Origin of the sequence: Ruegeria arenilitoris, from assembly GCF_013031355.1 — a bacterium.
Lineage (GTDB): Bacteria > Pseudomonadota > Alphaproteobacteria > Rhodobacterales > Rhodobacteraceae > Ruegeria > Ruegeria arenilitoris_C.
In genome coordinates, this window is record NZ_WPZO01000002.1 from 404,254 (window position 1) to 426,368 (window position 22,115).

General features: G+C 54.9%; 15 protein-coding genes and 1 pseudogene. 5 read left to right on the forward strand and 11 right to left on the reverse strand.

What is annotated here, in order from left to right; all coding sequences use genetic code 11:
• The first annotated feature begins 165 nt into the window (after nucleotides 1-165).
• On the forward strand, nucleotides 166-3,009 hold the full coding sequence (locus GOX63_RS07570) for an autotransporter outer membrane beta-barrel domain-containing protein (protein ID WP_254435908.1): 2,844 nt from the start codon (nucleotides 166-168) through the stop codon (nucleotides 3,007-3,009).
• Nucleotides 3,010-3,442: 433 nt separating this feature from the next.
• On the opposite strand, the pseudogene GOX63_RS24080 reads toward GOX63_RS07570, so the two are convergent.
• Together GOX63_RS24080 and GOX63_RS07580 are read right to left on the reverse strand one after the other, a co-directional pair.
• Nucleotides 3,443-3,583, reverse strand: a pseudogene (locus GOX63_RS24080) (IS5/IS1182 family transposase); the annotation flags it as partial.
• Nucleotides 3,576-4,511, reverse strand: a complete 936-nt coding sequence (locus tag GOX63_RS07580) for a LysR family transcriptional regulator (RefSeq protein WP_170327463.1) — start codon at nucleotides 4,509-4,511, stop codon at nucleotides 3,576-3,578. The pseudogene GOX63_RS24080 and the gene GOX63_RS07580, both read right to left, overlap by 8 nt.
• A 305-nt stretch (nucleotides 4,512-4,816) precedes the next feature.
• Here GOX63_RS07580 and GOX63_RS07585 point away from each other — a divergent pair, with 305 nt between their 5' ends.
• Nucleotides 4,817-5,455, forward strand: coding sequence for a cysteine hydrolase (locus GOX63_RS07585; protein ID WP_170545398.1), 639 nt, complete (start codon nucleotides 4,817-4,819; stop codon nucleotides 5,453-5,455).
• A 351-nt stretch (nucleotides 5,456-5,806) separates the two neighbouring features.
• Here GOX63_RS07585 and GOX63_RS07590 read toward each other — a convergent pair whose 3' ends face one another.
• The gene (locus GOX63_RS07590) at nucleotides 5,807-6,685 is read right to left on the reverse strand and encodes a LysR substrate-binding domain-containing protein (protein ID WP_170327461.1); all 879 of its coding nucleotides are present in this window, start codon (nucleotides 6,683-6,685) and stop codon (nucleotides 5,807-5,809) included.
• Nucleotides 6,686-6,803: 118 nt separating this feature from the next.
• Here GOX63_RS07590 and GOX63_RS07595 point away from each other — a divergent pair, with 118 nt between their 5' ends.
• On the forward strand, nucleotides 6,804-7,553 hold the full coding sequence (locus tag GOX63_RS07595) for an SDR family oxidoreductase (protein ID WP_170327460.1): 750 nt from the start codon (nucleotides 6,804-6,806) through the stop codon (nucleotides 7,551-7,553).
• A 17-nt stretch (nucleotides 7,554-7,570) separates the two neighbouring features.
• Complete coding sequence (locus GOX63_RS07600; protein ID WP_170327459.1) at nucleotides 7,571-7,723, forward strand: ectoine synthase; 153 nt, start codon at nucleotides 7,571-7,573, stop codon at nucleotides 7,721-7,723.
• Between the two features lie 486 nt (nucleotides 7,724-8,209).
• On the opposite strand, the gene speB is transcribed toward GOX63_RS07600, so the two are convergent.
• The 4 genes from speB to GOX63_RS07620 all read right to left on the reverse strand — a co-directional run bounded on the left by speB (nucleotide 8,210) and on the right by GOX63_RS07620 (nucleotide 12,168).
• On the reverse strand, nucleotides 8,210-9,175 hold the full coding sequence (gene speB / locus GOX63_RS07605) for an agmatinase (RefSeq protein ID WP_170327458.1): 966 nt from the start codon (nucleotides 9,173-9,175) through the stop codon (nucleotides 8,210-8,212).
• Nucleotides 9,176-9,197: 22 nt separating this feature from the next.
• Nucleotides 9,198-10,478: a TRAP transporter large permease gene (locus tag GOX63_RS07610; RefSeq protein WP_170327457.1), complete on the reverse strand. Its 1,281-nt coding sequence runs from the start codon at nucleotides 10,476-10,478 to the stop codon at nucleotides 9,198-9,200.
• A complete protein-coding gene (locus GOX63_RS07615) occupies nucleotides 10,478-11,080 on the reverse strand; it encodes a TRAP transporter small permease (RefSeq protein ID WP_170327456.1) in 603 nt (200 codons plus the stop codon). Before GOX63_RS07615 ends, GOX63_RS07610 begins: the two co-directional genes overlap by 1 nt.
• A 71-nt stretch (nucleotides 11,081-11,151) precedes the next feature.
• On the reverse strand, nucleotides 11,152-12,168 hold the full coding sequence (locus GOX63_RS07620; RefSeq protein ID WP_367646739.1) for a TRAP transporter substrate-binding protein: 1,017 nt from the start codon (nucleotides 12,166-12,168) through the stop codon (nucleotides 11,152-11,154).
• Between the two features lie 134 nt (nucleotides 12,169-12,302).
• Between GOX63_RS07620 and GOX63_RS07625 the strand changes: the two genes are divergently transcribed.
• Nucleotides 12,303-13,202: a LysR family transcriptional regulator gene (locus tag GOX63_RS07625; RefSeq protein WP_170327455.1), complete on the forward strand. Its 900-nt coding sequence runs from the start codon at nucleotides 12,303-12,305 to the stop codon at nucleotides 13,200-13,202.
• A 557-nt stretch (nucleotides 13,203-13,759) separates the two neighbouring features.
• Here the strand turns inward: GOX63_RS07625 and GOX63_RS07630 are convergent.
• The 4 genes from GOX63_RS07630 to GOX63_RS07645 form a co-directional block, all read right to left on the reverse strand.
• A complete protein-coding gene (locus tag GOX63_RS07630) occupies nucleotides 13,760-15,106 on the reverse strand; it encodes a ferredoxin reductase family protein (protein ID WP_170545401.1) in 1,347 nt (448 codons plus the stop codon).
• Between the two features lie 339 nt (nucleotides 15,107-15,445).
• Nucleotides 15,446-19,777, reverse strand: a complete 4,332-nt coding sequence (locus GOX63_RS07635; protein WP_170545403.1) for a beta strand repeat-containing protein — start codon at nucleotides 19,775-19,777, stop codon at nucleotides 15,446-15,448.
• Nucleotides 19,778-20,373: 596 nt separating this feature from the next.
• Nucleotides 20,374-20,979, reverse strand: a complete 606-nt coding sequence (locus GOX63_RS07640) for a helix-turn-helix transcriptional regulator (RefSeq protein WP_254435884.1) — start codon at nucleotides 20,977-20,979, stop codon at nucleotides 20,374-20,376.
• A gap of 51 nt (nucleotides 20,980-21,030) precedes the next feature.
• The gene (locus GOX63_RS07645) at nucleotides 21,031-22,059 is read right to left on the reverse strand and encodes a LytTR family DNA-binding domain-containing protein (protein WP_170545406.1); all 1,029 of its coding nucleotides are present in this window, start codon (nucleotides 22,057-22,059) and stop codon (nucleotides 21,031-21,033) included.
• Nucleotides 22,060-22,115 lie beyond the last annotated feature (56 nt).

Below are 22,115 nucleotides of genomic sequence, written 5' to 3' on the forward strand. Positions count from 1 at the left end.
TATTAATCCTTCGACGCAATGTACAATTGACCAATTGCGTATCGAATCCCGGTTGATTAACCAAACGTTAACGAAGCCGCACGTGGCAAAGCAGCGAGCTTCGGAAAAATGTAAGTTACGATGGGACGGTACATGTCAAATAGTAAGGCGGGGGTTGTGACCCCCATGATTCGTGGTGGGCGACTTTTCAAGTGGAAAGGGAAAATCGTCAGCGCCGCGCCAGCTGCATTGCTTGCGCAGGTTTCAATGATTGCGCTGGCGACCGGGGTTGCTCAGGCGGACACAATCTCAACGGTTTTGACCACGCCGCAAGTGACGTCAACCGATGAGGATCATGAAATTACGTCAACCGGCGCGGTTGAGATCACATCCTCAACGCAAGCCGCTCTGACAATTGCTACGGACTACTCAAGCACGGCTACCAATAACGGGACCATCTCGGTCACGGCTACAGACACCGATACAGCAACGGGCCTTCTGTTGGATGGAACGTTGTCGGAAACAGGTCAGTTGGTAAACAACGGCACCATTTCCCTGGATATCACGGGTTCCGATCCGCAGGACATTTACGCTCTCCAGGTTAATGGTGACGTCGACGGGTTGATCCAAAACAACGGGACTATTGAAGTTGACGTGTTGTCGACCGATGGCGACATCGAGGCTTGGGGTATCTTCGTCGACGGAAATGTTTCCGAAACAGGCGCAATCATCAACACGGGCACTATCAAGGTCGACGGGCTGATCACCTACGGCAGCACCGCATCGCTCTATGGCATTGCAGTCGATGGGGATGTAGCGGGATTGATCAGTAACTCTGGCACTATTGACGTCCAGTCCCGATCATTCGCCGACGACTATGCCTATGCATGGGGCATTTATGTCGAAGACGATCTGGAGGAAACCGGCCAGATTGTGAACTCGGGCTCGATCAATACAGTGGCTATTTCCACCAGTGACAGTACTGCGTCGGCTATCGGGATCGAAGTTGACGGCGATGCAGCCGGTGTGATCAGCAATTCAGGCACAATCGATGCATTTGCTTCCGCGCCATCGACTTATGAAGCGATCGCCTATGGCGTCTTGGTTGACCGCGATCTGTCAGGGCAGGTCAAAAACAGCGGTACGATCAATGTGACCGCGATAGCGGTTGAGTCCGACGCCTCTGCTTACGGCGTGTACATTGATGATGACATGCTGGAAGGCGCGACAGTGTCCAACAGCGGTACGATAACCGCGTATGCCAGCGCCGATACTGATGACGAAGCCAATGCGGGTGGTTTTTATCTGGAGGATTTGGTCGAAGGGACAGTTTTGAACTCGGGTACAATCACCGGTACCGCCCTTTCGCTGAACACTGCTGACGACGCAACGGCCACCGGCATCTATATTGGTGATGACGTTTCGGGCACGGTCACCAACTCGGGCACGATGACGCTCCTGGCGGAAGCAGCCGAGGATTCTGCAACCGCATCCGGGTTTTACCTGACTGATAATCTGAGTGGCAGCATCACGAACTCGGGTAGCGTGACGGCAACTGCAATTTCGCGGGACACCGAGGCCGAAGCCTATGGTGTGTATGTGGATGAGATTGCCACAGGAGATATCACAAACTCCGGCAGCATTACCGTTTCCGCCCAAGGTGGGATGGATACGGATAGCTCGTCTCCAGACCAGTCAACGGCAATCGGTGTATATGCCTATGACATGCAAGGAACCTTCTCGAACACGGGCCTGATTTCCGCTCATGCAACAGGCAGCTCGGGCACTCGCGCAGCTGGTATCCAGTTCGACAATTTCGACGGCACGATCAACGGGCTGGGCACCATCAAGGTTTCGGGGAATGACGAGGTCTATGCCGTATTTCTGGGCAGCGGTACCGGGACATTGAACGCCAGTACTGAAGACGATGTCGAAGGTCTGATCCGGGTCAACGAACACAACGTGTCGCTTGACGCCAAGGGTGACAGTGCAGTGTTCCATTTCGAGGATGCCGCGCCGGGCGTAGGTGTCTTTACCACTACGGTTTCCGATGAAGATTCTACCTGGTTCGTTCAGGACGAAGGTGGTGCGGCGCCGGTCTATGCTGCAGTTAACCGGGACGACATTGCGGTTTCAGCCGATGTGGTGGCCTTTTATGGCAGTGTTGTGGGCAGCAGTGGCAACGCGCTGAACTACAATCAGTCGCCGCAGGTGGCACAGGGCGCGGTTGTCGCTGGTTTGCGGCCTTTTGCGGCGGTCGATCTTCAGCGCCGCGATTTCGAATCCGATGCTGGCGTCAAAACTGACGTGACACTGTACGGCGGCAGCGCCGGTTTTGCAGGGCAATTGGACAACGGTCTTGCGATGGCTCTGAGCATGGGTGTGTTCTCGTCCGATGGTGACACTGGCACAACCGACTTCGACACCACCGGTTTCTACCTCGACGCCGCCTTTGGACGGCAGTTCGGTGCGTACACGGTTGAAGGCGGAATTGGTTACGGTTGGCTTTCGACAGACCGAACACGTCAGATCACAGGCAGCTCGGATGCCCAAGCCGAATATGACAGCCGACTTATTACGGCCAATGTCGCGGTCAAACGCGCATTCGATGTCAGCGGCACTGTCGGACTGTTCGGGTTTGCGGATGCCAGATACACCAACCAAAAGGATGACGGCTACACCGAGACCGGCTCAAGCGCGAATGCGACCGTTGGAGATGTCACCACCGAGGTATTCGAAGGTCGCTTGGGCGTCGAAGCCGTGGCAGAGCTTGCCGACGGTGGGTTTTTGACCGGAGAGGTAAGCGGTGTTGTACGTCGTGATGTCGGTGATTCCGACGCCGATGTGACCGTCTTCTCGACGACCGAGTCTCTGATCTTTGCGTCGAATGACTTCACTGGTGGAAGTCTGGCAGTTGGTTACGAGAAGGACGTCGTCCAGAATATGCTTTTGGAAGTCAGCGTAGAACAGGAGATCGGAGGCAACGCCCAAGGTCCGTTCGCACGTATCGGTCTTCAGTGGTCATTCTGATCCTAAAAAACCCTGCGGCGCCACTTCTGGCGCCGCAGAACCACGGCCGCAAACTGGAATTGAGCGCGTTCCGACTCTCTGCTGACCAGTTAGACAGTCTTTGATTGTCCCCAGAAACTGCGTTGCCACGATGGGAGCCGACGCCCAATGTCGAAATGGTAGCTTTGAGCTCGAAACAGACGTTCTCTGCGTACGGTGTCAACGGCTGCCTTCTGGTGGATTGAAGTGATGGTTCGTTTGCTCCGCAGATGTGGGGCCCACTCAACCTGCGGTCGGTACACATTTCACCCGTTCAGCGATGTTCGCGCCTCGTTGTGACTTGCGTGTCCACTCAATGGTTGTTTTGCACGCTGCCCAAAAGCGGATCCGGAATAACCAGTTGCTCAAGGTCAGAAATAGGCAACTTCGCCGTATTTTGCATACGCAGTTATTGTTGACGGCCGCGCTCGCCGAATGGCGGCTCCCTAGCCATCTCAGAGTCAAACCAAATCGACAGCGATCCGCGCTGCTTCAACGCTGTGTTATACGCAGGCCAGTTCCTGGTATTGTATTCAGAAGAGCCCCAACTACTTATTTCGCTCGGATATCTCTCTGGATTCAAACAGTGAATCCTCGACGTGATTTGTACAACAATTCTGCAGCCAGTCTGAAAAGGTTTTTGCGGCAGGTTTCCTGATCGCTTTTTTTGGCAGTGCGACTGCGTACCAGACACATCTGATCTTACGGGTGTCCATTTGAACAAGGGTGCCATTGAGCATCTCTTTTTCACAAAGGACGTCATCGGCCAAAATGATACCCTCGCCATCCAAGGCGGCGTCAATAGCTAGAGATAAGTCGGAATAGAGGCGTCCCTGCTGCCAACGGCTACTACCGGGTTCATGTGTAAGATACCATTGATGCCAAACTTCATGGCCGTTGTCATGGATGAGTGGCACTTCATTCCAATTCACGTAACCGTCTTCACCAAACAATTGGTCACGAACACCTGGAGCGCAGGCCGGGTATCCATCGATTGGAAACAGGCGGTGCACTTGTGCCCCGGTCGTTGGCAATCGCGTCTCGAAGTGAATGACTAAATCGGCGTGACCCTCGCCCAGTTGAGGCGGTTGCCACGCGGGGCGCAAGTCCACATTGATCTTTGGATGTTCCAAACAGAATTCGGTGATCCGTTTCCTGAGCCATTGTGAGGCCAATGCAGGCTCTGCACTAACGATCACGGTGTCTTTTTGAGTGGAGCGCAAAAGATCACTACAAGCATCCGTCAGGGTCTGCATCCCGCTCGAAATGCGGGGCAGCAAGGCCCGCCCGTCATCGCTTAGCGTGATACGATTACCCGTACGAATGAACAATTTTGTGCCAAACCAGTCTTCCAGTGTTTTCACGTGTTGACTGATGACGGAGTGGCTGACGTTCAGTTCTTCCGCGGCCTTGGAAATACTTTGATGTCGCGCTGCCGCCTCAAATGCACGAAGCGCGTTCAGATGGCGGAGGGATGAGTTCATGCCGCGAGCGTATCCAAAACCGACGCTGAGGGCCAGTTATTCCTGATTATCAGAAAACGGCTAATTCGCTACCCATTGAATAACTTACGAGAGCCGACAGGAGGCCGTATGCCATATTTGCAGGCCCCCAAACCCGATCACTCGCTAATGGTGAGTGACCTCCACAAATTTTATGGAACCGTCGAAGTCCTGAATGGGTGCCCCGGTGGTTTGGCAAACCGAAAATGCTCAACAGAACCCGGTTCCGACGTGATTTTTGTCCCGCAACCAATACAAAACCCTCCAACCCGACGAAAGAGTATTTCATGGCTGAAACCAGAGCGAAAAAGCACGATTTGATCGAGGGGCGTGCTGCCCTGCTCGTCATAGATATTCAGAAATCCACCTTTGCTCCCCTGTCGAATGATGAAAGGGCAATTGCTCATATGCCGGGCTACGCCGACCGTATGGCGCGCACCAAGGTGGTGATCGACAAAGCCCGCGAGGTGGGTCTTCCCGTTATCTTCGTACAGGAAATCCACCGCTCCGATCTGGTGGATATGGGGCGGGAAACAGACGGAGACGAACAGATTCACTGTCTGGAGAACAATCCGCTGACAGATCTGGCAGTAGATGAGTTGGGCATCCGGCCGGACGACTACAGAATCCAGAAGCGCCGTTACTCAGCGTTTTATGGCACGGACCTGGAAATATTGCTGCGAGGGCTAAAGGTAAATACCCTTATTCTGACTGGCGGTCTCACTGATGTTTGCGTGCACTACACGTTTGTCGACGGGCATCAGGGTGACTATTTCTGCCGGGTAATCGAAGACTGCGTTGCGGGATCGAGCCTTGAGGCGCATCAGGCTTCGTTGAAGGCCATGGAGTATCTCCAACACGGCGCGATCCGCTCCATAGATGCGGTTCTCAGCGCAATGGAAGCTCATGCGCAACGTCATGCTTAAACAACACAACAGCGCGGTGGCGGGTCTTGCACTCGCGGCCTCGGCGTTTCTCAGCTTCACAGGCAATTTCGCGGCATCGGTGGTGGAAAAGGCCAAGCTTTGGCAGTTTCAGGTGTGCCGAACGATGTTCGCGCAGACGATGTTGTTGGTGGCAAGCGCGATGGTTAGGCGGCCCCAGCGCCCAGCCATTCATCATGGCATAAAGTGCTGCAATGCGGCTTCAACGATCCGGCCACTCGCCGCGCCCGCTAGACCTATGTGTTTCTCGAGGTCAGTCCTGCGGACGGAGCCGGTTTCGGTAATACTTGAACAAATGGCCTATTTTTCGGGGCTTCGATTGGCGCACTGACATCAAATCGACATCAGCCACTTTTTGAAAATTCTCACGGTGACCCGCTCTTGGTCGCCGGGTCGACAGACGAAGTAGAGCCCACGATCCAATGGAACACTGCTTTCATCAAGGCGGATCAGCCGACCAAGTTCCAAATCTCTTGCCGCCAGCAGATGTCGCGCCAGCGCTACGCCTTGTCCGTCAATTGCGGCCTCCAAGAGCACGGCACTGTCCACATATTTGATGCTCTGCGAATTGATCCGATCAGCACTCAACCCAACTTGCGCGGCCCAGCTTTCCCATCCGACGTTGAAGGCATCGTGCAATAAGGGGAGATCCGCAATGTCTGTGGCGCGCATTGGCAGCTGTGTTCTCTCAACAAGGGAAGGCGCGGCCACGACGACCAACTCCTCTTGTCTTATTTGCTCATGATAAAGCCCGTCCCAACCCGGTTTCCCAAAACGCAGGGCCACGTCGACCTCGGACGCATCAAAATCTGCAAAGGCATCATTTGTGTCGAGCAACAAAGCGATACCCGGATGTTCTTTCTGGAAAGAACTGAGTAGCGGCACAAGCCATTTGAGCGCCAGCGATGTGGACAATGACACTGTAATCGATTGGCGGTGATGTAAGCGCTTCACCTCCGCTACACCCAACTGTAGTGCCGAAAATGCCCCGCGCGTTGATTGATGCAGGCGCTCCCCGGCTTTGGTCAATTCGACGCCATTGGGGCGGCGATGAAAGAGTGTCGCCCCAAGATGCACTTCCAGCAACTTGATTTGCCGACTGACTGCTCCGTGGGTGACGTTCAGCACATCCGCGGCCTTAGTCAGGCTGGAGTGGTTTGCAGTTTCGTCAAAGGCCTGAAGGGCGCGAAGGTGTCTGAGGTTTTCTGCCATGTGAGAAAACCTAACAGCTATGCTCCAAAAACTCGATAGGTGCCCTCAATTCTTCGGGCTTACACTGACTCGAAATCAGAAAACCTCACAAGCTATCTGCCTGAAGAAAGGAAACACCATGCCCGAGGTCAAGGTCGCACTCATGACAGGAACAGGACAGGGCATCGGCCGGGGTTGCGCCATTGAAATGGCTAAGGCTGGCTACAAGGTCTCGCTAATGTCCCCGTCCAATCGCTCGGTCGAACTCGCAGAGGAGCTTGGAGGCATCGGCCGCCGCGGCTCTGTGCTGGACGTCGATGATTTGCAAGCGATGATTGACGACACCATAAGCAAATACGGGCGGATTGATGCCATCGTCAGCAATATGGGGCACGGCGGAACAGTGCCGGAGGCCATCAAGACAGTTGGGTTCGATCCTGACTTTGACGGGCCGTTATTGGAGCTCAGTGACGAATTGTGGCACGAAAGTCTGGACATGTATGTGCTGAACGTTGTGAAGATTGCCCGTATCGTCACGCCAATTCTGATCGAACAAGGCGGGGGGGCTTTCGTCAACATCTCGTCCATGAATGCAATCGAGCCACGTGCACCATATCCCATGAGCATGCTGCGCGGCGCTCTGCACAGTTTCTCCAAGCTTTTTGGGGATCGCTATGCGCGGCACAACATTCGCATGAACAACCTGCTCCCTGGGTTCTGCGAGAATGTGAACCTGTCCGAACAGGCCCGTCGGGAAATTCCTGCTCAGCGGCCAGCAACTTTCGAGGAAATTGGACAAGCTTGCGTGTTTCTCGCCAGCGATGGAGCCCGATATATCAACGGGCAGAGTATTCTGTCCGACGGCGGAATGAACCGCGCGGTACGATAGAAACGAGGCGGTGAAGAATGATTGTTACGGCGTTCAAGGGTATCCTTTGCACGGATCGGGACGTCTCTGGCCTGGAGTCGAAAAGCGGCAGGTTGCTGCCTGCCTCTGATGGAATGGGGGTTTCGATTACGGATACGATCATCAAAAAGGGTGTGGAGCTACTGTATTGAGGGCAAGGTAATACCTGAGCAACCCAACCATTCATTCGGCGCGTAGCAATGGGTAACAAGGGCTCATTGCAGACCTCGGATGCGCTGCAGCAGCAGGCCGAAAAACCAACCTCTTTCAGATAAGGACAGCCCAGAGCCGACCATGGGCATAGTCTTTGATCATTGCAGTCGCAGTCCGGACATTCACCGCGCAAGAAAATTCATCAGGTGAGCCGAGACACAAAGTTACCGTTAGCTATTTGTGAATTGATGTCAGAATGGATCAAAAGCCATCCTAGGAAGCGTGAAACGACGCATCTGTCAGCAATTGAAGTTGCAAAGCGCGAAGAGAGCATTGTCGAGCTATAGGGTTGAATGACAAGCTAGAGAGCGCCCTGTTGCTATGATTATCGGGTCAAAAAGGTGGCAAATCCCGGCACGCAATTCTGATTGGCTGCGTGCCGGGGTATCAGGACATCCGAGATGATGAATGCCTGGGGAGGGAAGTCACTTTCTGTTGTGAAAGATAAATCCGATGAAGTTCAGCAGCAGCTGGGCGGCCAGAATCTGTGTGCTCTCGGTCGGGTCATAGGCCGGGGCGACCTCGACCAGATCGATGCCCACCACGTCGCCGCGCTTGGTCAGGCCCTGAACGATTTCCAGCACATCGTAATACTGGAATCCGCCGTGACTGGGCGTGCCGGTGCCGGGCGCGATCGAAGGGCAGAAGGCGTCGATGTCGATAGTCACATAGTAACGCGCGCCTTCGGGGATGCGGTTTAGAACGCCATCTGCTCCCAGCTTGCGCACCTGTCGCACAGACAGAATGTCCGATCCGCGTGCGCGTGCATCGTCATATCCTTCTTTCGCAGTCGAGGACACGTTGCGGATTCCCAGCTGGGTCATGCCCGAGACATAGTCTTTCTCGATGGCGCGCCGCATAGGGTTGCCGTGGCCCACGGTGACGCCTTTGCGCTCATCTACGAAATCCAAATGCGCGTCGATCTGGATCACATGGATCGGGCCGTTCTTGGCGCAATCCTCGGCATAGGCGTTGATGCAGGGGATGTTGACCGAATGATCGCCACCGATGGTGACGGGGATGGCACCGGCATCGAGGATCTTTTTGACCCCGTATTCGATGTTGGCGTGGCTTTCTTCGGTTTTGGTATGGATGATATCCGCGTCCCCGATGTCGACGATGCGTACGTCGCTGCCCAGATAGGTTGCGTCGTCCTCGTGATCGTAGGCACCCGCATGACCAAAGCTGAACAGGGTCGAGGCCTCGCGCACCGAACGCGGGCCAAACCGCGCGCCCGGGCGGTACTGGCAGCCGAAATCGAACGGTGCGCCGAGGATCGCCACGTCTGCGTCGATCTCGTCCCAGTTCTCGACATAGGGTTTCTTGCCAAAGGTCGAGATGCCGACAAAGGGCAGGTTCAGACGACCAGCTTCATAACCATGTCCCGACATGATTTTCTCCGTTTCTTAGGGTTTATCGGTAAGCCAGTTCCGGCAGGAACAGGGCGATTTGTGGGAATGCCATCAGCAGCCCGGTCACGATCAGCAGGATGATCAGGAAGGGCGGTACCCCGCGCACGACTTCGACAAAGGGCCGCCGGAAAACCGCGATGGCGGTGAACAGATTGCAGCCGAAGGGTGGGGTTGCGGCGCCGATGGCGACTTGCAGCGTGATCAGAACGCCGACCAGAACCGGGTCTAGCCCGCTGGCCTTGATCATGGGCGCAAAGATCGGAACTAGGATCAGGATGACCACAATCGAGTCCACGAACATGCAGCCCACAAAGAAGGCTACGTTGATCGCCAGCAACACCATCAGCGGACTGGCGCTTTCCAGACCCAGCGCTGCAATGATGGTTTGCGGCACCTGCGCAAAACTGAGCGTCCAGCTGAAAGCCGCTCCTGCCGCGATCAGGATAAACACGACCGAGGTGATGGCTCCGGTGGACAGGGCGATGTCGAACAGGTCTTTCACCTTGATCGAGCGGAAGATCGCGACCTCAAGGATGACCGCATAAAGCACACAGATCGCGGCTGCTTCGGTCGGGGAAAAGACGCCCCCATAAATGCCGCCCACGATGATGGCCGGGAAACCCATTGGCCACAGCGCCTTGCGCAGGGCGGTAAAGCGCTGCCCCCATCCTTCACGCGGCAGCACGGGGATGTCGTGGCGATAGGCGTAGACCATGCAATAGGCCGAGAACAGGACGACAATCAGCAGCCCCGGCAGGATGCCCGCGATGAACAGTTGTGAGATCGAAGTGCCCGAAACAACGCCATAGATGATCATGCCGATGGAGGGCGGGATCAGATAGGCCAGGTCCGCAGCGTTCACGATCAGACCGATCGAGAAACTGTCGCTATAGCCCGATTTCAGCATCCGGGGTCGCATGGCCCCACCAATGGCCACCACGGTCGCCTGGGTCGAGCCACACACCGCACCAAACAGCGCACAGGCTGAAGTAACCGAGATGGCCAGACCACCTTTGATGTGACCCATGAAACTCATCACAAGGTCGATCAACCGGTTTGCCGAATGTCCGCGTGTGATGATGTCAGCGGCCAGAATGAACATCGGCACTGCAATCAGCGCGGCTGGTTTAACACCCCCGATCATCTGTTGGATCAGGATCTGCATGTTCATCGTGGGGAAATAGACAAGGAACCCCAATACCGCTGCCGAAATCAGCGGCATTTTCATCGGAAACCCTGCCAGCAGCAGGATGATCATGACGGCTAGCATCAACTCGGTCATTATTCTGCCTCCGCGGAGTCTTCGAATTTCTTGATGGCTGCTGCTGTTTCGGGATCTTCGTAACTGTCGACTTCGAGATACGAGACATAGACCTCTTCCTCGGCGAAGTTCAAGTTACGGATCGCGGTCAACAGATATTGAAATGAAGCCAGCGCCAGGCCGACCACGACCCAGACATAGGTCAGGTACAGCGGCAGCTGCAGCGCCGGGGTGATGCGCCCTCGGGCGGCGACTTTTTGAACGTATTCCAGCGCGTACCAGGCCAATACCGCCATGACGACGGCTGTTGTAGCGGCAATAACGACCATCAGGGCCTTGCGCATCTTGATCGGCAGCGCGTCATAGATCGCTGACATTCGGATATGGATGCCCTTGCGAGTGGCATAGCCCAGCCCCATGAAGGTGACGATGACGATCAGGAACTCGTTCAGTTCCTCGGAAAAATAGATGGACTGGCTTAACACGTACCGCCCAAAGACATTGGCGATCGTGTTTACGGCCATCAGGATGATCCCCCAGCCCAGGATCCAGACTTCGATCCGTCCGATGACAGCATCGATCTTTCCCAAGAAGCCGAAAGGAGTGGCAGTACCGTTTTCCATGGTGTCCCCCCTTTTTGAAAGCCTCACGCGCAAGACGCGTGAGGAAGTTTTACGTGAGTGGTTGGGAGGGATCAGTTACCCGACAGTTCCGCCTGCAGCGCGTCCAGCAGCTCTTGCCCACGAGGGCCAACGGTTTCGACATAGGTCGCCGAAGTGCCGGTGCTGCGCTCGCGGAACGCGTCGCGCTCTTCTTCGTTCAGGACGACCAGACCGATGTCAGGCTTGGCTTCCTTGATGATGTCCAACCGCTGTTGGTTGAAGTCGGTGACAACGCCGTCGATGAAGCCGGTCATGTCGGCCATGGTATCATGCACCAGCTGCTGACGGTCGGGGCTGAGGGTCTCGAACCAGTCGGAACCGGCAACAACTGTGGTGACAAGCTCCTGCTCGCCGGCCCAGATCAGGTGGCTGGTGACTTCGTAGAACTTCATCTCTTCGATGGTCGGGATCGGGTTGACCTGACCGTCGATGGCACCCAGCTGCAATGCGCCGAACACTTCGCCAAACGGCAGCGGGGTCGGGCTGGCACCCATGTTGTTGTAGGTTTCCACCAAAATTGGCGAGACCATGACGCGCATTTTGAAGTTGTCGAAATCTTCGGGGGTGCGGATTTCACGGTTGGTGGTCCAGACCTGGGGGCCTTCGGAATACATGGTCAGAACTTCCAGACCACGCTTGCGGAAATCCTCGTTCAGCGGTCCATAGATGGTTTCCGAGCTGCTCAGGATGTTCGAGATCGCCGCCGGGTCGGAAGGCAGCAGGTAGGGCAGCAGGAAGACCTGGCTTTCCGGTACAACGGTGCCCAAGTTGCCGATCGAGACGTTGGTGAGCTGGATAACGCCATCGGCGGCCTGTTCGACCGTTTCGGTGGGTGTCCCTAGCGTGCCCATCGGATAAACGGTGACGGTCACTTCGCCGTCCGTGGCCGCCTCGATGCGCGATTTGAACTCTTGCGCGTAGGCGTCCATGATCGAGCCCGGAATTTCTTCGATGGCGAATTTCCAATCCTCGGCCAGAGCGGCGAGTGGTGCCAGCCCCAACAGCGCAACGGCTGCGGTTGTCTTCATTGTGTTGAAAGAGAATGTCACGCGAATGTCCTCCCATTTCGCTAAGTCGTCACTTCTGGGAAGGATCACATCATGAGTTGTTTCATGAAAAAATACTATTTTAGCAATGTTCACATAAAAAATATTCGTGTAATGTGATTGGGGAGGATTGATCTTTGAAACTGCTGAGAAATACGCTTCTTGAAACATTTGTGGCCGTCGTTGATTGCGGCGGCTTCACGGATGCACAATTTGCGTTGGGTATCACGCAATCCGCCATCAGCATCCGAATCCGCGACCTGGAAGCGGCGCTTGGCTACCGCGTGTGTGAGCGGGGACGCGGTGGCTTTCGCCTTACGGAGCGCGGAGAGATAGCCTATGCCAAGGCAAGAGATATCCTGCGCAACGCACGCGATTTCGACGCAGAACTTCTGGAACTTCGGGACGTCACGACTGGTGATCTGCGGATTGGTGTCGTGGATGCCGTCAACACACTTTCCGATCTGAATTTTGGGAAGTCGCTAAAACAGTTCCTGAACCGGCCAAACGACGTTCGTTTGGAAATCGTTGTCGCCTCGCCGACAGAACTGACACAACGGTTGATCACCGGCGAATTGCATGTCGCGATTGCGCCGTTCCGAAATCAGGTTGCCGATCTGACCTACACCAAATTGTGCCAGGAAGAGCACAGGCTCTATTGCGGCCGCGACCACCCGTTATTCGCTTTGCCCAATGACAAGATCGATCTCGACGTCATCTCGGGGTATCAGATATGTCAACGTTCCTACAGCATGCTGGTATCACCAGAGCTTCAATCCACTGATCCGAAGGCCGTCGTGGCAAACATGGAAGCTATGGCGACGCTTATTGAAACCGGGCACTACCTTGGGCCACTGCCGGTCCACTTCGTGGAAAGCAGATCGCAGAGTGGGAGACTTCGGGAACTGGCTCCGGACAGGCTGCACTGGACCTCCACTTTTTACCTTGCGACCCGCACAACAAACCTGCACAGGCGGGCTGTCGAGCTGTTTGTTGAGGATGTGCTTGAGTCCTGCGGGGCGCGCACTGGACTATGAAATAGCTGATATCAGGAGGTGATCTTTAAGTGCCATCGATTGGCGTCAGTTTCGAGGTGTTTTACTGCCATTAAAAATACGTCGCAGTATTCGGTGACTTGGGTTCATTGCTGGTATCGGAGCAAGCGCAACATCTTGTCGGCAAATCCGTCTCGCTCAGATAAGAACGGCCCAAAGTTGCCGTCCAAAGCCTTCGAGCCTTCTGTATTGCAGCTTTCCCAGACCAGTCATTCGCGTACGGCGATGCTTTCTTTCAAAGTGTGAATAACAGATATGTGCGGAACCAATTTGGCACTTGCGCGCAGAATTTCCGCAAAACTGTCAGAAACGAAGCGTCATTCGGCCGGAGCCGTACAGCTTCGCACATCGCTTTCACCGTAAGTTCAGGCTGCCGGGTCGGAAACGCAATCAACCCGGCATCTGATGAAAATGTGCGTGGCCAGGTGCCGCCCGGACGATCTCAGAAAATAGCGTCTAGGCAGGTTGCAATTTCCCATTCTGAAAGGGCGACATGCCAATAAGAAAGGCGTCGTCAATTGGTTTTTGTTTGACGTGCGTCATGTCATGTTTTCGGGGGAAGGCGAGGGGCGTGCTCGCCTGTTGCGATTGCGAAACCTGAGATACCGACCACCCAGCCATTTTATCAACCTTTTGATCCCGATCCCGGACCGGAATTCAAACTCTTCGTTCTGGAATTGCCGGTTTTCAACACCATAGTGTTTCAATCCCTTCTTGAGTGCCTCCTGAAGGGAACGCGGCCCGCAGAAAGAAACTTTGGCTCGCGAAAGACCAGGCCCAACTGCATTAGAAATCATTTCTGCGCTGATGCGTTGGCCTTCACCCGAAGCGACAATATGCAGTGTAAGATTTGGCCTGCAGGCAGCCAGCTTTTCGATCTCACTTAAGTGCGGCGCTACCGTTCTCGACTTGATACAATAAAACAGGTCGACCGGTTCGCTTTCTGCTTTCAGGTTCTCGGCCCAGACAAGGAATGGCGTGATCCCAATCCCTCCCGCAATCCAAACCTCAGGACCTTTACCGGCATAGCGAAACTTTCCAAAGGGACCTGCGACACGTACCCGCTGGCCTATTCTCAAAACCTTATCCAGAGTTGACGTGAAATCCCCAAGCGCCTTCACTGTCACGCACACTGTGCCGTCATAATCAATTTTCGAGAAACTGAACGGATGAGGTTCATTTATTCCGGCGCCGGTGAAGCGCAGGACTCCAAATTGCCCAGGTAATGGGCGTATCCCTTTACCTTTTGGTGCAAGTGTAATGGCCAATGCTCCGCCGGTGGTTTCAAGCTTTGCGATTTTATAGCGATAAGATGGGCGCAGTCTGTGCGGCAGCAACATCCACAGATAGGCGACTATTCCGGCCACACAGAACGACCCCGTATACAGCCCTGCAGGATCGGTCATCGCAAAGGGTTTGGTGATCAGGAAAAAATGCAAAGCGCCAACCGCAAACAGGGCACCCATTGCTTTATGTGACCACTTCCACAGATGATAAGGAATAAAAGTCGCCACTGATATGAGAACCAGTAGCAGTAGGCCATACAAACTGATTTCGCCGAGGGATTCAGCAAAGTCATTCAATGCGGTTTCACGACCCAGCCCGCGCATTTCAGCGCCTATCGTATCGTGCATCAGGACCGCCCCCATTGCCACGATGCCTGTCCATTTATGGAGGATGTAGACACGGTCCAAGCCACCGAACAGATGCTCGATACCCGGCAGGCGTGTGGACAGCATCTGGCTCCATGCCATTAGAATAAGCGCGGCAAGCCCCAGATACTGGGAAAACAACGCGGCTTGGTCAGTGATACCTGGCAGGGAAAAGAGCTGATATGCCGGGACAAGCACCGTTGCTGCGATCAGAATGAGGCCGATTGGGTTCATGACTGGTTCTTTTCTGAGAATGGGTTCATCGTTGCCGGGAAGCTGCAACACCCGACAAAATTGGCCGATCAGCAGACTTCAAGCGTCATAGGCCAAAGGTTTAGGCACATCACGTTGCGAAAATTGACCTAAACTGGCCGAGCCCATGTCAGTCGCGTCACTTTGCCTGATATTGAAGCTCTCGAAGAGAGATTGTGGACCACCCGTGTGAATGGCTTGGGTGGTCCACAGAGATAGCAGTTTTGGTGGACCGCTATCTCAAGGCCACACTCAAAGGGGTCGGGGTGGCCAAATAGAACTGTTTGTTTTGGGTGACTCAAACATGTGCGTATCTCCTATTCAGAACTTCCATTCGTAGGACGCCCAGAGGGCCTGGGTTGATACGTCAGCCCCAAGGGTTGATCTCGCTTCAAGGTGAAGGATTCCCCCATGATGGAAGGGTTTCTCGAAGTTTAGCCCCACCTCGCCAAAGGTGTCGGTCCCCCCTCCGCCTGAGGCGAGAGCAAGTGTGTTGCCAAATATGGTTACATCCACGACCGACGGCGCATCCGCGTCCCTGCGAACAGCATCCAGAGATGCCGACAGGCGCCCGCCAAGCATGGAAGTTGCGTATGCACCACCGATCCGGGTTTCATTGAAGGTGACGGTTCGATCCCCCACTGTTGCATTGGCGGTCCCACCCGTTTCGGTGTAGCCGTCCAGGTTTTGCTCTCCGTACAGAAAGCTTGCCCTAGGGGTCAGGATCGCGCCGTTTTTCAAGGCAAGATCCCGCTCTGCCGCGACCAAGGCTGTTATCATGTCGCTGGAATAGTCAGCCTCCGACGTAACATTGCCGCTGGAGTGGGTCTCATCATTGTCCAGGTCACCGTATCCCAAGCCAAAGCTCAGATCGGCAAATCCGAAGTTTTGTGCGACGATGCCGCTGATAAACACACCCGAAGTATCAAAGGACGAAGTGCCAAAGGTTCCGTCATTCTTGAAATAGCTGGCTCCAAACCCGTATCGCAGCCCGGTTCCAAGATCGCGGGTTACACCTGCACTGACACTCCACAAGTTTGACGAAAGTGCCGAAGAGCTGCCGCCTGCTGTTCCGTCGCTTTTGCTGCCACTAACCAAAAAGTATGGCCGGAACCCTTCGATTGGGCCGCTTCCGCGCGTGCTGAGTACCACCCGGTCGCGGCTGGCAGTGCCAACATCGGCGCGGTCCAACTGGCGTGCGAGATTGTACGACAGACCCGCAATCTCGAACGTTTGGTTTGTGTTGGGTTGCAGCTCGGTGGCGTCGAACGATGCATAAACGGGCGCCGCGCCCCCTTCATTATCAACAAACCAACCTTGAGAGGCTGAGGACACAGACGTCGTGAACACACCGTTGGCCGTGTCATCGTCCTGGAAACGATAGACAACTCGTCCACCAACATTGCTCAGATTGACGTCGTGATCGCTGACCCGGATGGTGCCGTCAATATCTGCGGTGGATTCGACATTCAGCGTGCCACCGCCGTCGCCCAGAAACACCGCATAACTCTTGCCGGATGAAGCGGCCGAGACGTCACCCGTCACATTGACTGTTCCCTGGGCGCTACCCACAAAAATGCCATAAGCTTCCGTATCCGTGCCCCCGCTGGCAGAGACCGAGATCGAGCCGCTATGGCTCAGAACGCCACCTGTGGACAATGCGGCCGTTGTAATGCCGTGCGCGCGGACAAGAGTGTCACCTTGGGCCGAAACCGATATCGCTCCGGCGTTCGATACAGTCTTGCCGATCTGGTCAAAGGACATCCCCACGGCAGCAACGGTTGAAACATTTTGGCCTGCTGCGGAAACCTGCAGGGTGCCAGAGTTTAAGACGTCCCCACTATCACGAACGTTTGCACCGGTAATCCCGGCCGCAAAGGCTGTAGAACCCTGATCCGCCACCACGCTGACAGAGATGTTGCCGCTGTTGGACAGCTTGCCGCCGACGTGAGAGAACCGCAGACCCAAGGCGGAGGCGTTCAAACCTGAGGCCGAGGCCGCTATCGCGCCCGAATTCTCGAACACACCGGAACCGCCCATCGGATCTTCGTTGATGTTATCCACGTAAATCCCGGTGGCTACAGCGCGTTGGAAGGGAAAAGGCGCGCCCGAGCTGGCTGTTGCCGCACTTGCGACAATACTTCCGGAATTTGAAAAACGGCCGTCGATGGCGCCGAGATTAATCCCGCTCGCTCTCGCGGTGCCGGTTCCTGAGGCTATTGCCGAAATATCCCCGGAATTATCGACTGAACCTTGAATATCATCCAAACTCAGCCCTTCTGCACCTGCAAATGCCGCCTGAGCGGATACAGAGACTACGCCCGAGTTGCTGAACGTGCCGCTAACATCGATAACATTGATCCCATCCACGTAGGCAGAGCTTGTGCCGACGGCCTGGGCTGTAATTGCACCACTGTTATTGAAGGACCCATCGACGTTTCCCCTTACTTCAATTCCCTCGACATACGCAAAGGATCCTCCTCCTGCCGCGGCCGTTACTGTCCCGCTGTTGGTTATTGATCCATCAACGGCACCTGTCAGAATGCCGGTTGCGGTGGCGGAACTGGTGTCGACCGCCTGGGCTATGATCTGACCACTGTTTTCCAGCGTGCCCGCTACACGGCCCAAAATCCTGATCCCTTCGGCGCCCGCTCCTGATCCTTGCCCCTCAGCGATGGCAGTGATCGTGCCGGTATTGGTCATAGTCCCAGTTGCCGCAATGGAACCTGCACGGAGTCCTTCGGCTGAGCCGGTGGACCCATGACTGGCGACCGTGATGTTTCCGCTATTGGAAAACGTCCCTTGTACCGTCGAAGACCGAATGCCAATGGCTTCGATGCTAGAACCGTTATCCACCTGGATGGTGATTGAGCCCGAATTGCTCAGAGCACCGTATATTTCGCCAACGTCAATTCCGTATGCGGACGCATGGTCGGCGGCGCTTAGTTGAATGGCGATGCTTCCAGAGTTTTGCAGAGTCCCGTTCAATCTTCCGGTATGGATGCCTGTCGCACTACCCGATCCGGTGGCGTTTGCTGTCAGTGTGATCGCGCCGGTATTGACCAAAGCGTTGTCGACGTTCCCCGCGTCGATGCCGTATACGCTGGCACGTCTTCCCCGTCCCGTCGCAGTGATATCGCCGTTGTTGGTCAATCCCCCCAAAATGGTACCTGTGGAGATTCCTGTCGCGCCGCCATTGTTGGAAACTCCGACAGGCCCGCCAGCGCTTAGTCCGACGCCGCTCGCCACGATGGCTCCGGTATTGGTGAGTTGGCCGCTGACATCGTTAACCTGGATGCCACGTGCGAAACCCGCGCCATTGCTCGCCCGGGCATCGGCGAAAATCGCCCCGCTGTTGAGCAGAGTACCCGAGACGTTGCTGGCCGCTATCCCTCTGGCCTGCGCTTGGCTGATACCGCCTGCGATAACATTGACGGGCGCAGAGTTCGATACATTGCCAGCAACATTGCCGAAGTCGAATCCGTCGGCATTTGCGGTTGTAGATGTAGCAAGTGCCTGAATATTCACTGTGCCCGAATTGTCGAAATTCGCGCCGTCGCCCACGCCCCCGATATCGAACCCATCTGCAACAGCGTTTCCGCCGAAACCCCGCCCGGAAACCATCCCCGAGTTGGTCAGTGTTCCGCTCAGGCCGGAGACTTTGACGACGTCATAGTCTGCTCTTCCGGTGTTACCCGCTGTCATCTCGACAGTAAGTGCGCCGCTGTTTTGCAGACGCCCGGAGAGGCTGTTTATCTCAATTGCGCCCCCGGTTGCCTGGTTTCCACCAGCTGCCAACACATTGATGGCCCCGGTACTGTTAAATTCCCCTGACAGACGATCAATTTCAACACCGGCCGCGCGGCCAATATTTGTTCCGGATGCAGATGCACTAATGGGGCCGGAGTTATCGACCGTTCCGTTGATTGTCACAAAGGACATGCCAAATCCGAAAGCCGACCCGCCAGAGCTTGAGACATCAATACCAATGCTGCCGCTGTTACTCGCAGCTCCGTTCACAACGTCGGCCGTTAGTCCAATTGCAATAGCTCTGCTGCTGTTGTTGCCCCGAAGATCGATTGTCCCACTGTTGAACAGTGTGCCATCGAGTTGATTGACTAGAATACCCACAGAGGTGCCGGAGGTCAGCGCTGAATTTGCGATACTGATAACGCCAGTGTTTTGTACCGAACCTGTCGTGTTCCCAGAGACATCTACTCCAAAGATCACTGCTGAGTCGCCGGATGAGGCACCCATCGTGATGGAGCCCGAGTTCAGAACAGCGCCTGACAAGTCACCATTGATGTCGACCGCTGCACGAGTCCTGACGTTCGCCTCTGGGGCTGTCAGTTGCCCGGCGTTCGTCACTGTGCTGGAATAATCCGCCACGTTGACCTGAACCAAGGCAGGCCCCGGCAAACGGTTGATGCTGATCGACCCGGTGTTCGAGATGGTGTGGTCTTCATCCACACTACTGATCAGCGGCGTGGTTCGTGCCCCATTGACAACCTCTGCCAGCGAGGACCCTGCCGAGACGGCCAAAACCGAGGCGGAGCACAAGAACAGCGAGGGCGCAATGCTCGCCACTTTTCCCTTCCACTTGGTTAGACGTCCCCCGCGCGCGAACGCGTGTACCCTCTGCTCGACCTGCATGTTTCCTGCCCCATCTGGCTAAAGATTTTGTTGTGCGCGAGCAGAGCTGGTTACCCTGCGTCACCCCTTCAATGCGCATTTGCTTGCACACTCAGCATTGGGCTTGAAGGGTCAAAAAGGGCGATAATGAGGCTGTTTAGGCAATATTGAACCTTGGTTTATGCGGCTTACACCTTAGTTTATCGCCAACGAAATTTCACAGATTTGAAACCATGAAATGCCGATGTACCAAGGCGTGTGCCTTGGAGTTTGCATCGACGAAACAGAGCCCCTTAGTCACCCGATTTAAGGTGCTGGCGGGAGAATGAATGGCCTGAAATCTCATTCGAAAACCCGGTGTAACCGGTTCAATGGTGTTTTGTCGTATGTTCAGGAAACAAGGGTAACCAACCGGGCTCTCATTAACCTACCGGACGAGGTCAAACACAGTGCCTCGGCCTTAACTTATTCAGATGGTCGTGAGGTTACCCGCATTGAGGAACAGGGTAAAAGTAGCAGAAAGGCACTGTGAAAAATCCTTTCACCGGGGCGCCTTGGAAACAGGGCCGGGGGCTAAGCGCCAGGCTGAAACGAAGCCGCTCATACTTTCTTGGGGGTCAGTTTTGCTTTGATCCGTCGCCGGTAAGATCTTCCAAGAGAGCGCTGAAAAGCTGCGATTTGTTGGAGAATCCTGACTTCCTGTAGATAGAGTTTGTTTGTGCCTTCACAGTGCCTTCTTTCGCATCTCTGGCTTCGGCAATCTCTGCGGTGGAGCATCCTTTCAGAAGAAGTCGCGCTACATCCCTCTCGGCTCTGGTGAATGACCATTTGTCAAAGTAGCCCACCAATAGCTCCTCAAACGCTTCTGAGGCACGGCTCGCATTTCCCTCAAGTTTTATCACGTGGTGACCCATACGGAGCAACTCGACTCCAAGGGCTATGATCGAACCCAACAAACACAGCATGACGATAATTGCCCAGATGTGGTAATCGTCCCAGTTGTGCACCCATGCCAATCCCATCGCTTCGCTAAACTCTTCCAGAAGCATCAGGAGCGCCGCGGCAAGTGATGCAAAGAATGATAGCGTCAGACGTTCTTTGGAGGGCATTTTGGTAAGTTCTTTCGAGTTGCCGGTGACTGTTACGCCGGTCGTTACTTCTGTTTGCGGTGTCGGGGCTGACCAGCTTTGCCATGTCGAAGGATGCGATTTCGAAAAATCCAAACTGACGGGTCTAAGCGGTGGGGCGATTTTTTGTTTCTGCCTGCCCGCAATTCAGCATTGTGCTTTTTCGTTTCTTGTTGCGGGTCCCGTCTGATCGATGCTGAAAGACTGCGCCTTGCGCTGTTCAATGGTCTCTTTAACCTTGGACACCATCTTTCGGCTTATCGAATACGCATTGCCGCTTGGGGTCACGACGTAGGGATTTCCATTTTTGTAGACCAATTCGTCTATTTGCTTTTTCGACAACCACCTCGATCGGTGGATTAGCAAACCGGCATCAGGGTCCAAGCTCTGAGTAGCGCTTTTCAGTGTCATTCGTATCAGCTGCGTGCCGTTTTCAGTTGTGACCGACACATACTGGTTCTGCGCTTCGATCATCAGCAACGGGCCGCGATTTGCCTCGTCGAGCTTCATCTGGATCGGACATTCCATTTGTCTTGGAGGACGCCGAAACAGGTATTTCAGCGGGTCGTATCCGAAACCCTTCACCGCCTGAGCCCTGAAGTGCAAAAATATGGCGTAGGTAACCACAGTCGAGACAAATGCAGAGGTAAGGTAATAAAGGACTGCGTGTCCAAGAGACGATCCGCCCGCCAGCAGGTGGGTCACAATGAAGGTCTTAAGGAATAGAATTATCAGATAGCTTCCCAACGTGGTCCAAAACACACAAATGGAGTTGCGAATGGACCAGTAGAACAGGGTGGGCCCCGCGAAAAAATAAAACGCGTAGAATGCAATCACCCAAGCCAACACGTACAAAGCGTGTTGAACCTGGCTGATGTTCGGAACTGCATGTCCCCGCTCTACAATCACAAGAGCCAGAAAGACCACGGCGTAGGCTGAAATGAAGACTTTGTCTTTCATCAAGCCACGCAGCCAGACAGCAAGTTCAGCCTTTGTCAGCAACGAAATATGCTCCCCAGGAAACCAACACTTCGGACATTTCTGCTTGCTACCACTACCGGAAAGCTGACCGTCGGTGCGGCGCCAGTTCCAGATCCGACGCAAACAGGCTTTCGCCGGAGGTAATAGTACCGCAATCTGGTGCGGCCAGATAGCGATCGAATGGGTTCTGGGCATAGAGTCGCTGTTCAAACGCAGGCCTGACCCGATTAGCATGGCGCTTGAGCGCGAAA

Excerpts from the sequence above, each read along its gene's own strand:
- GOX63_RS07615 (WP_170327456.1), bottom strand. The coding sequence starts at position 11,080 with ATGGAAAACGGTACTGCCACTCCTTTCGGCTTCTTGGGAAAGATCGAT.
- GOX63_RS07590 (WP_170327461.1), bottom strand. The coding sequence starts at position 6,685 with ATGGCAGAAAACCTCAGACACCTTCGCGCCCTTCAGGCCTTTGACGAA.
- GOX63_RS07645 (WP_170545406.1), bottom strand. The coding sequence starts at position 22,059 with ATGCCCAGAACCCATTCGATCGCTATCTGGCCGCACCAGATTGCGGTA.
- GOX63_RS07585 (WP_170545398.1), top strand. The coding sequence starts at position 4,817 with ATGGCTGAAACCAGAGCGAAAAAGCACGATTTGATCGAGGGGCGTGCT.
- GOX63_RS07570 (WP_254435908.1), top strand. The coding sequence starts at position 166 with ATGATTCGTGGTGGGCGACTTTTCAAGTGGAAAGGGAAAATCGTCAGC.
- GOX63_RS07635 (WP_170545403.1), bottom strand. The coding sequence starts at position 19,777 with ATGCAGGTCGAGCAGAGGGTACACGCGTTCGCGCGCGGGGGACGTCTA.
- GOX63_RS07595 (WP_170327460.1), top strand. The coding sequence starts at position 6,804 with ATGCCCGAGGTCAAGGTCGCACTCATGACAGGAACAGGACAGGGCATC.
- GOX63_RS07580 (WP_170327463.1), bottom strand. The coding sequence starts at position 4,511 with ATGAACTCATCCCTCCGCCATCTGAACGCGCTTCGTGCATTTGAGGCG.
- speB (WP_170327458.1), bottom strand. The coding sequence starts at position 9,175 with ATGTCGGGACATGGTTATGAAGCTGGTCGTCTGAACCTGCCCTTTGTC.
- GOX63_RS07600 (WP_170327459.1), top strand. The coding sequence starts at position 7,571 with ATGATTGTTACGGCGTTCAAGGGTATCCTTTGCACGGATCGGGACGTC.
- GOX63_RS07630 (WP_170545401.1), bottom strand. The coding sequence starts at position 15,106 with ATGAACCCAATCGGCCTCATTCTGATCGCAGCAACGGTGCTTGTCCCG.
- GOX63_RS07610 (WP_170327457.1), bottom strand. The coding sequence starts at position 10,478 with ATGACCGAGTTGATGCTAGCCGTCATGATCATCCTGCTGCTGGCAGGG.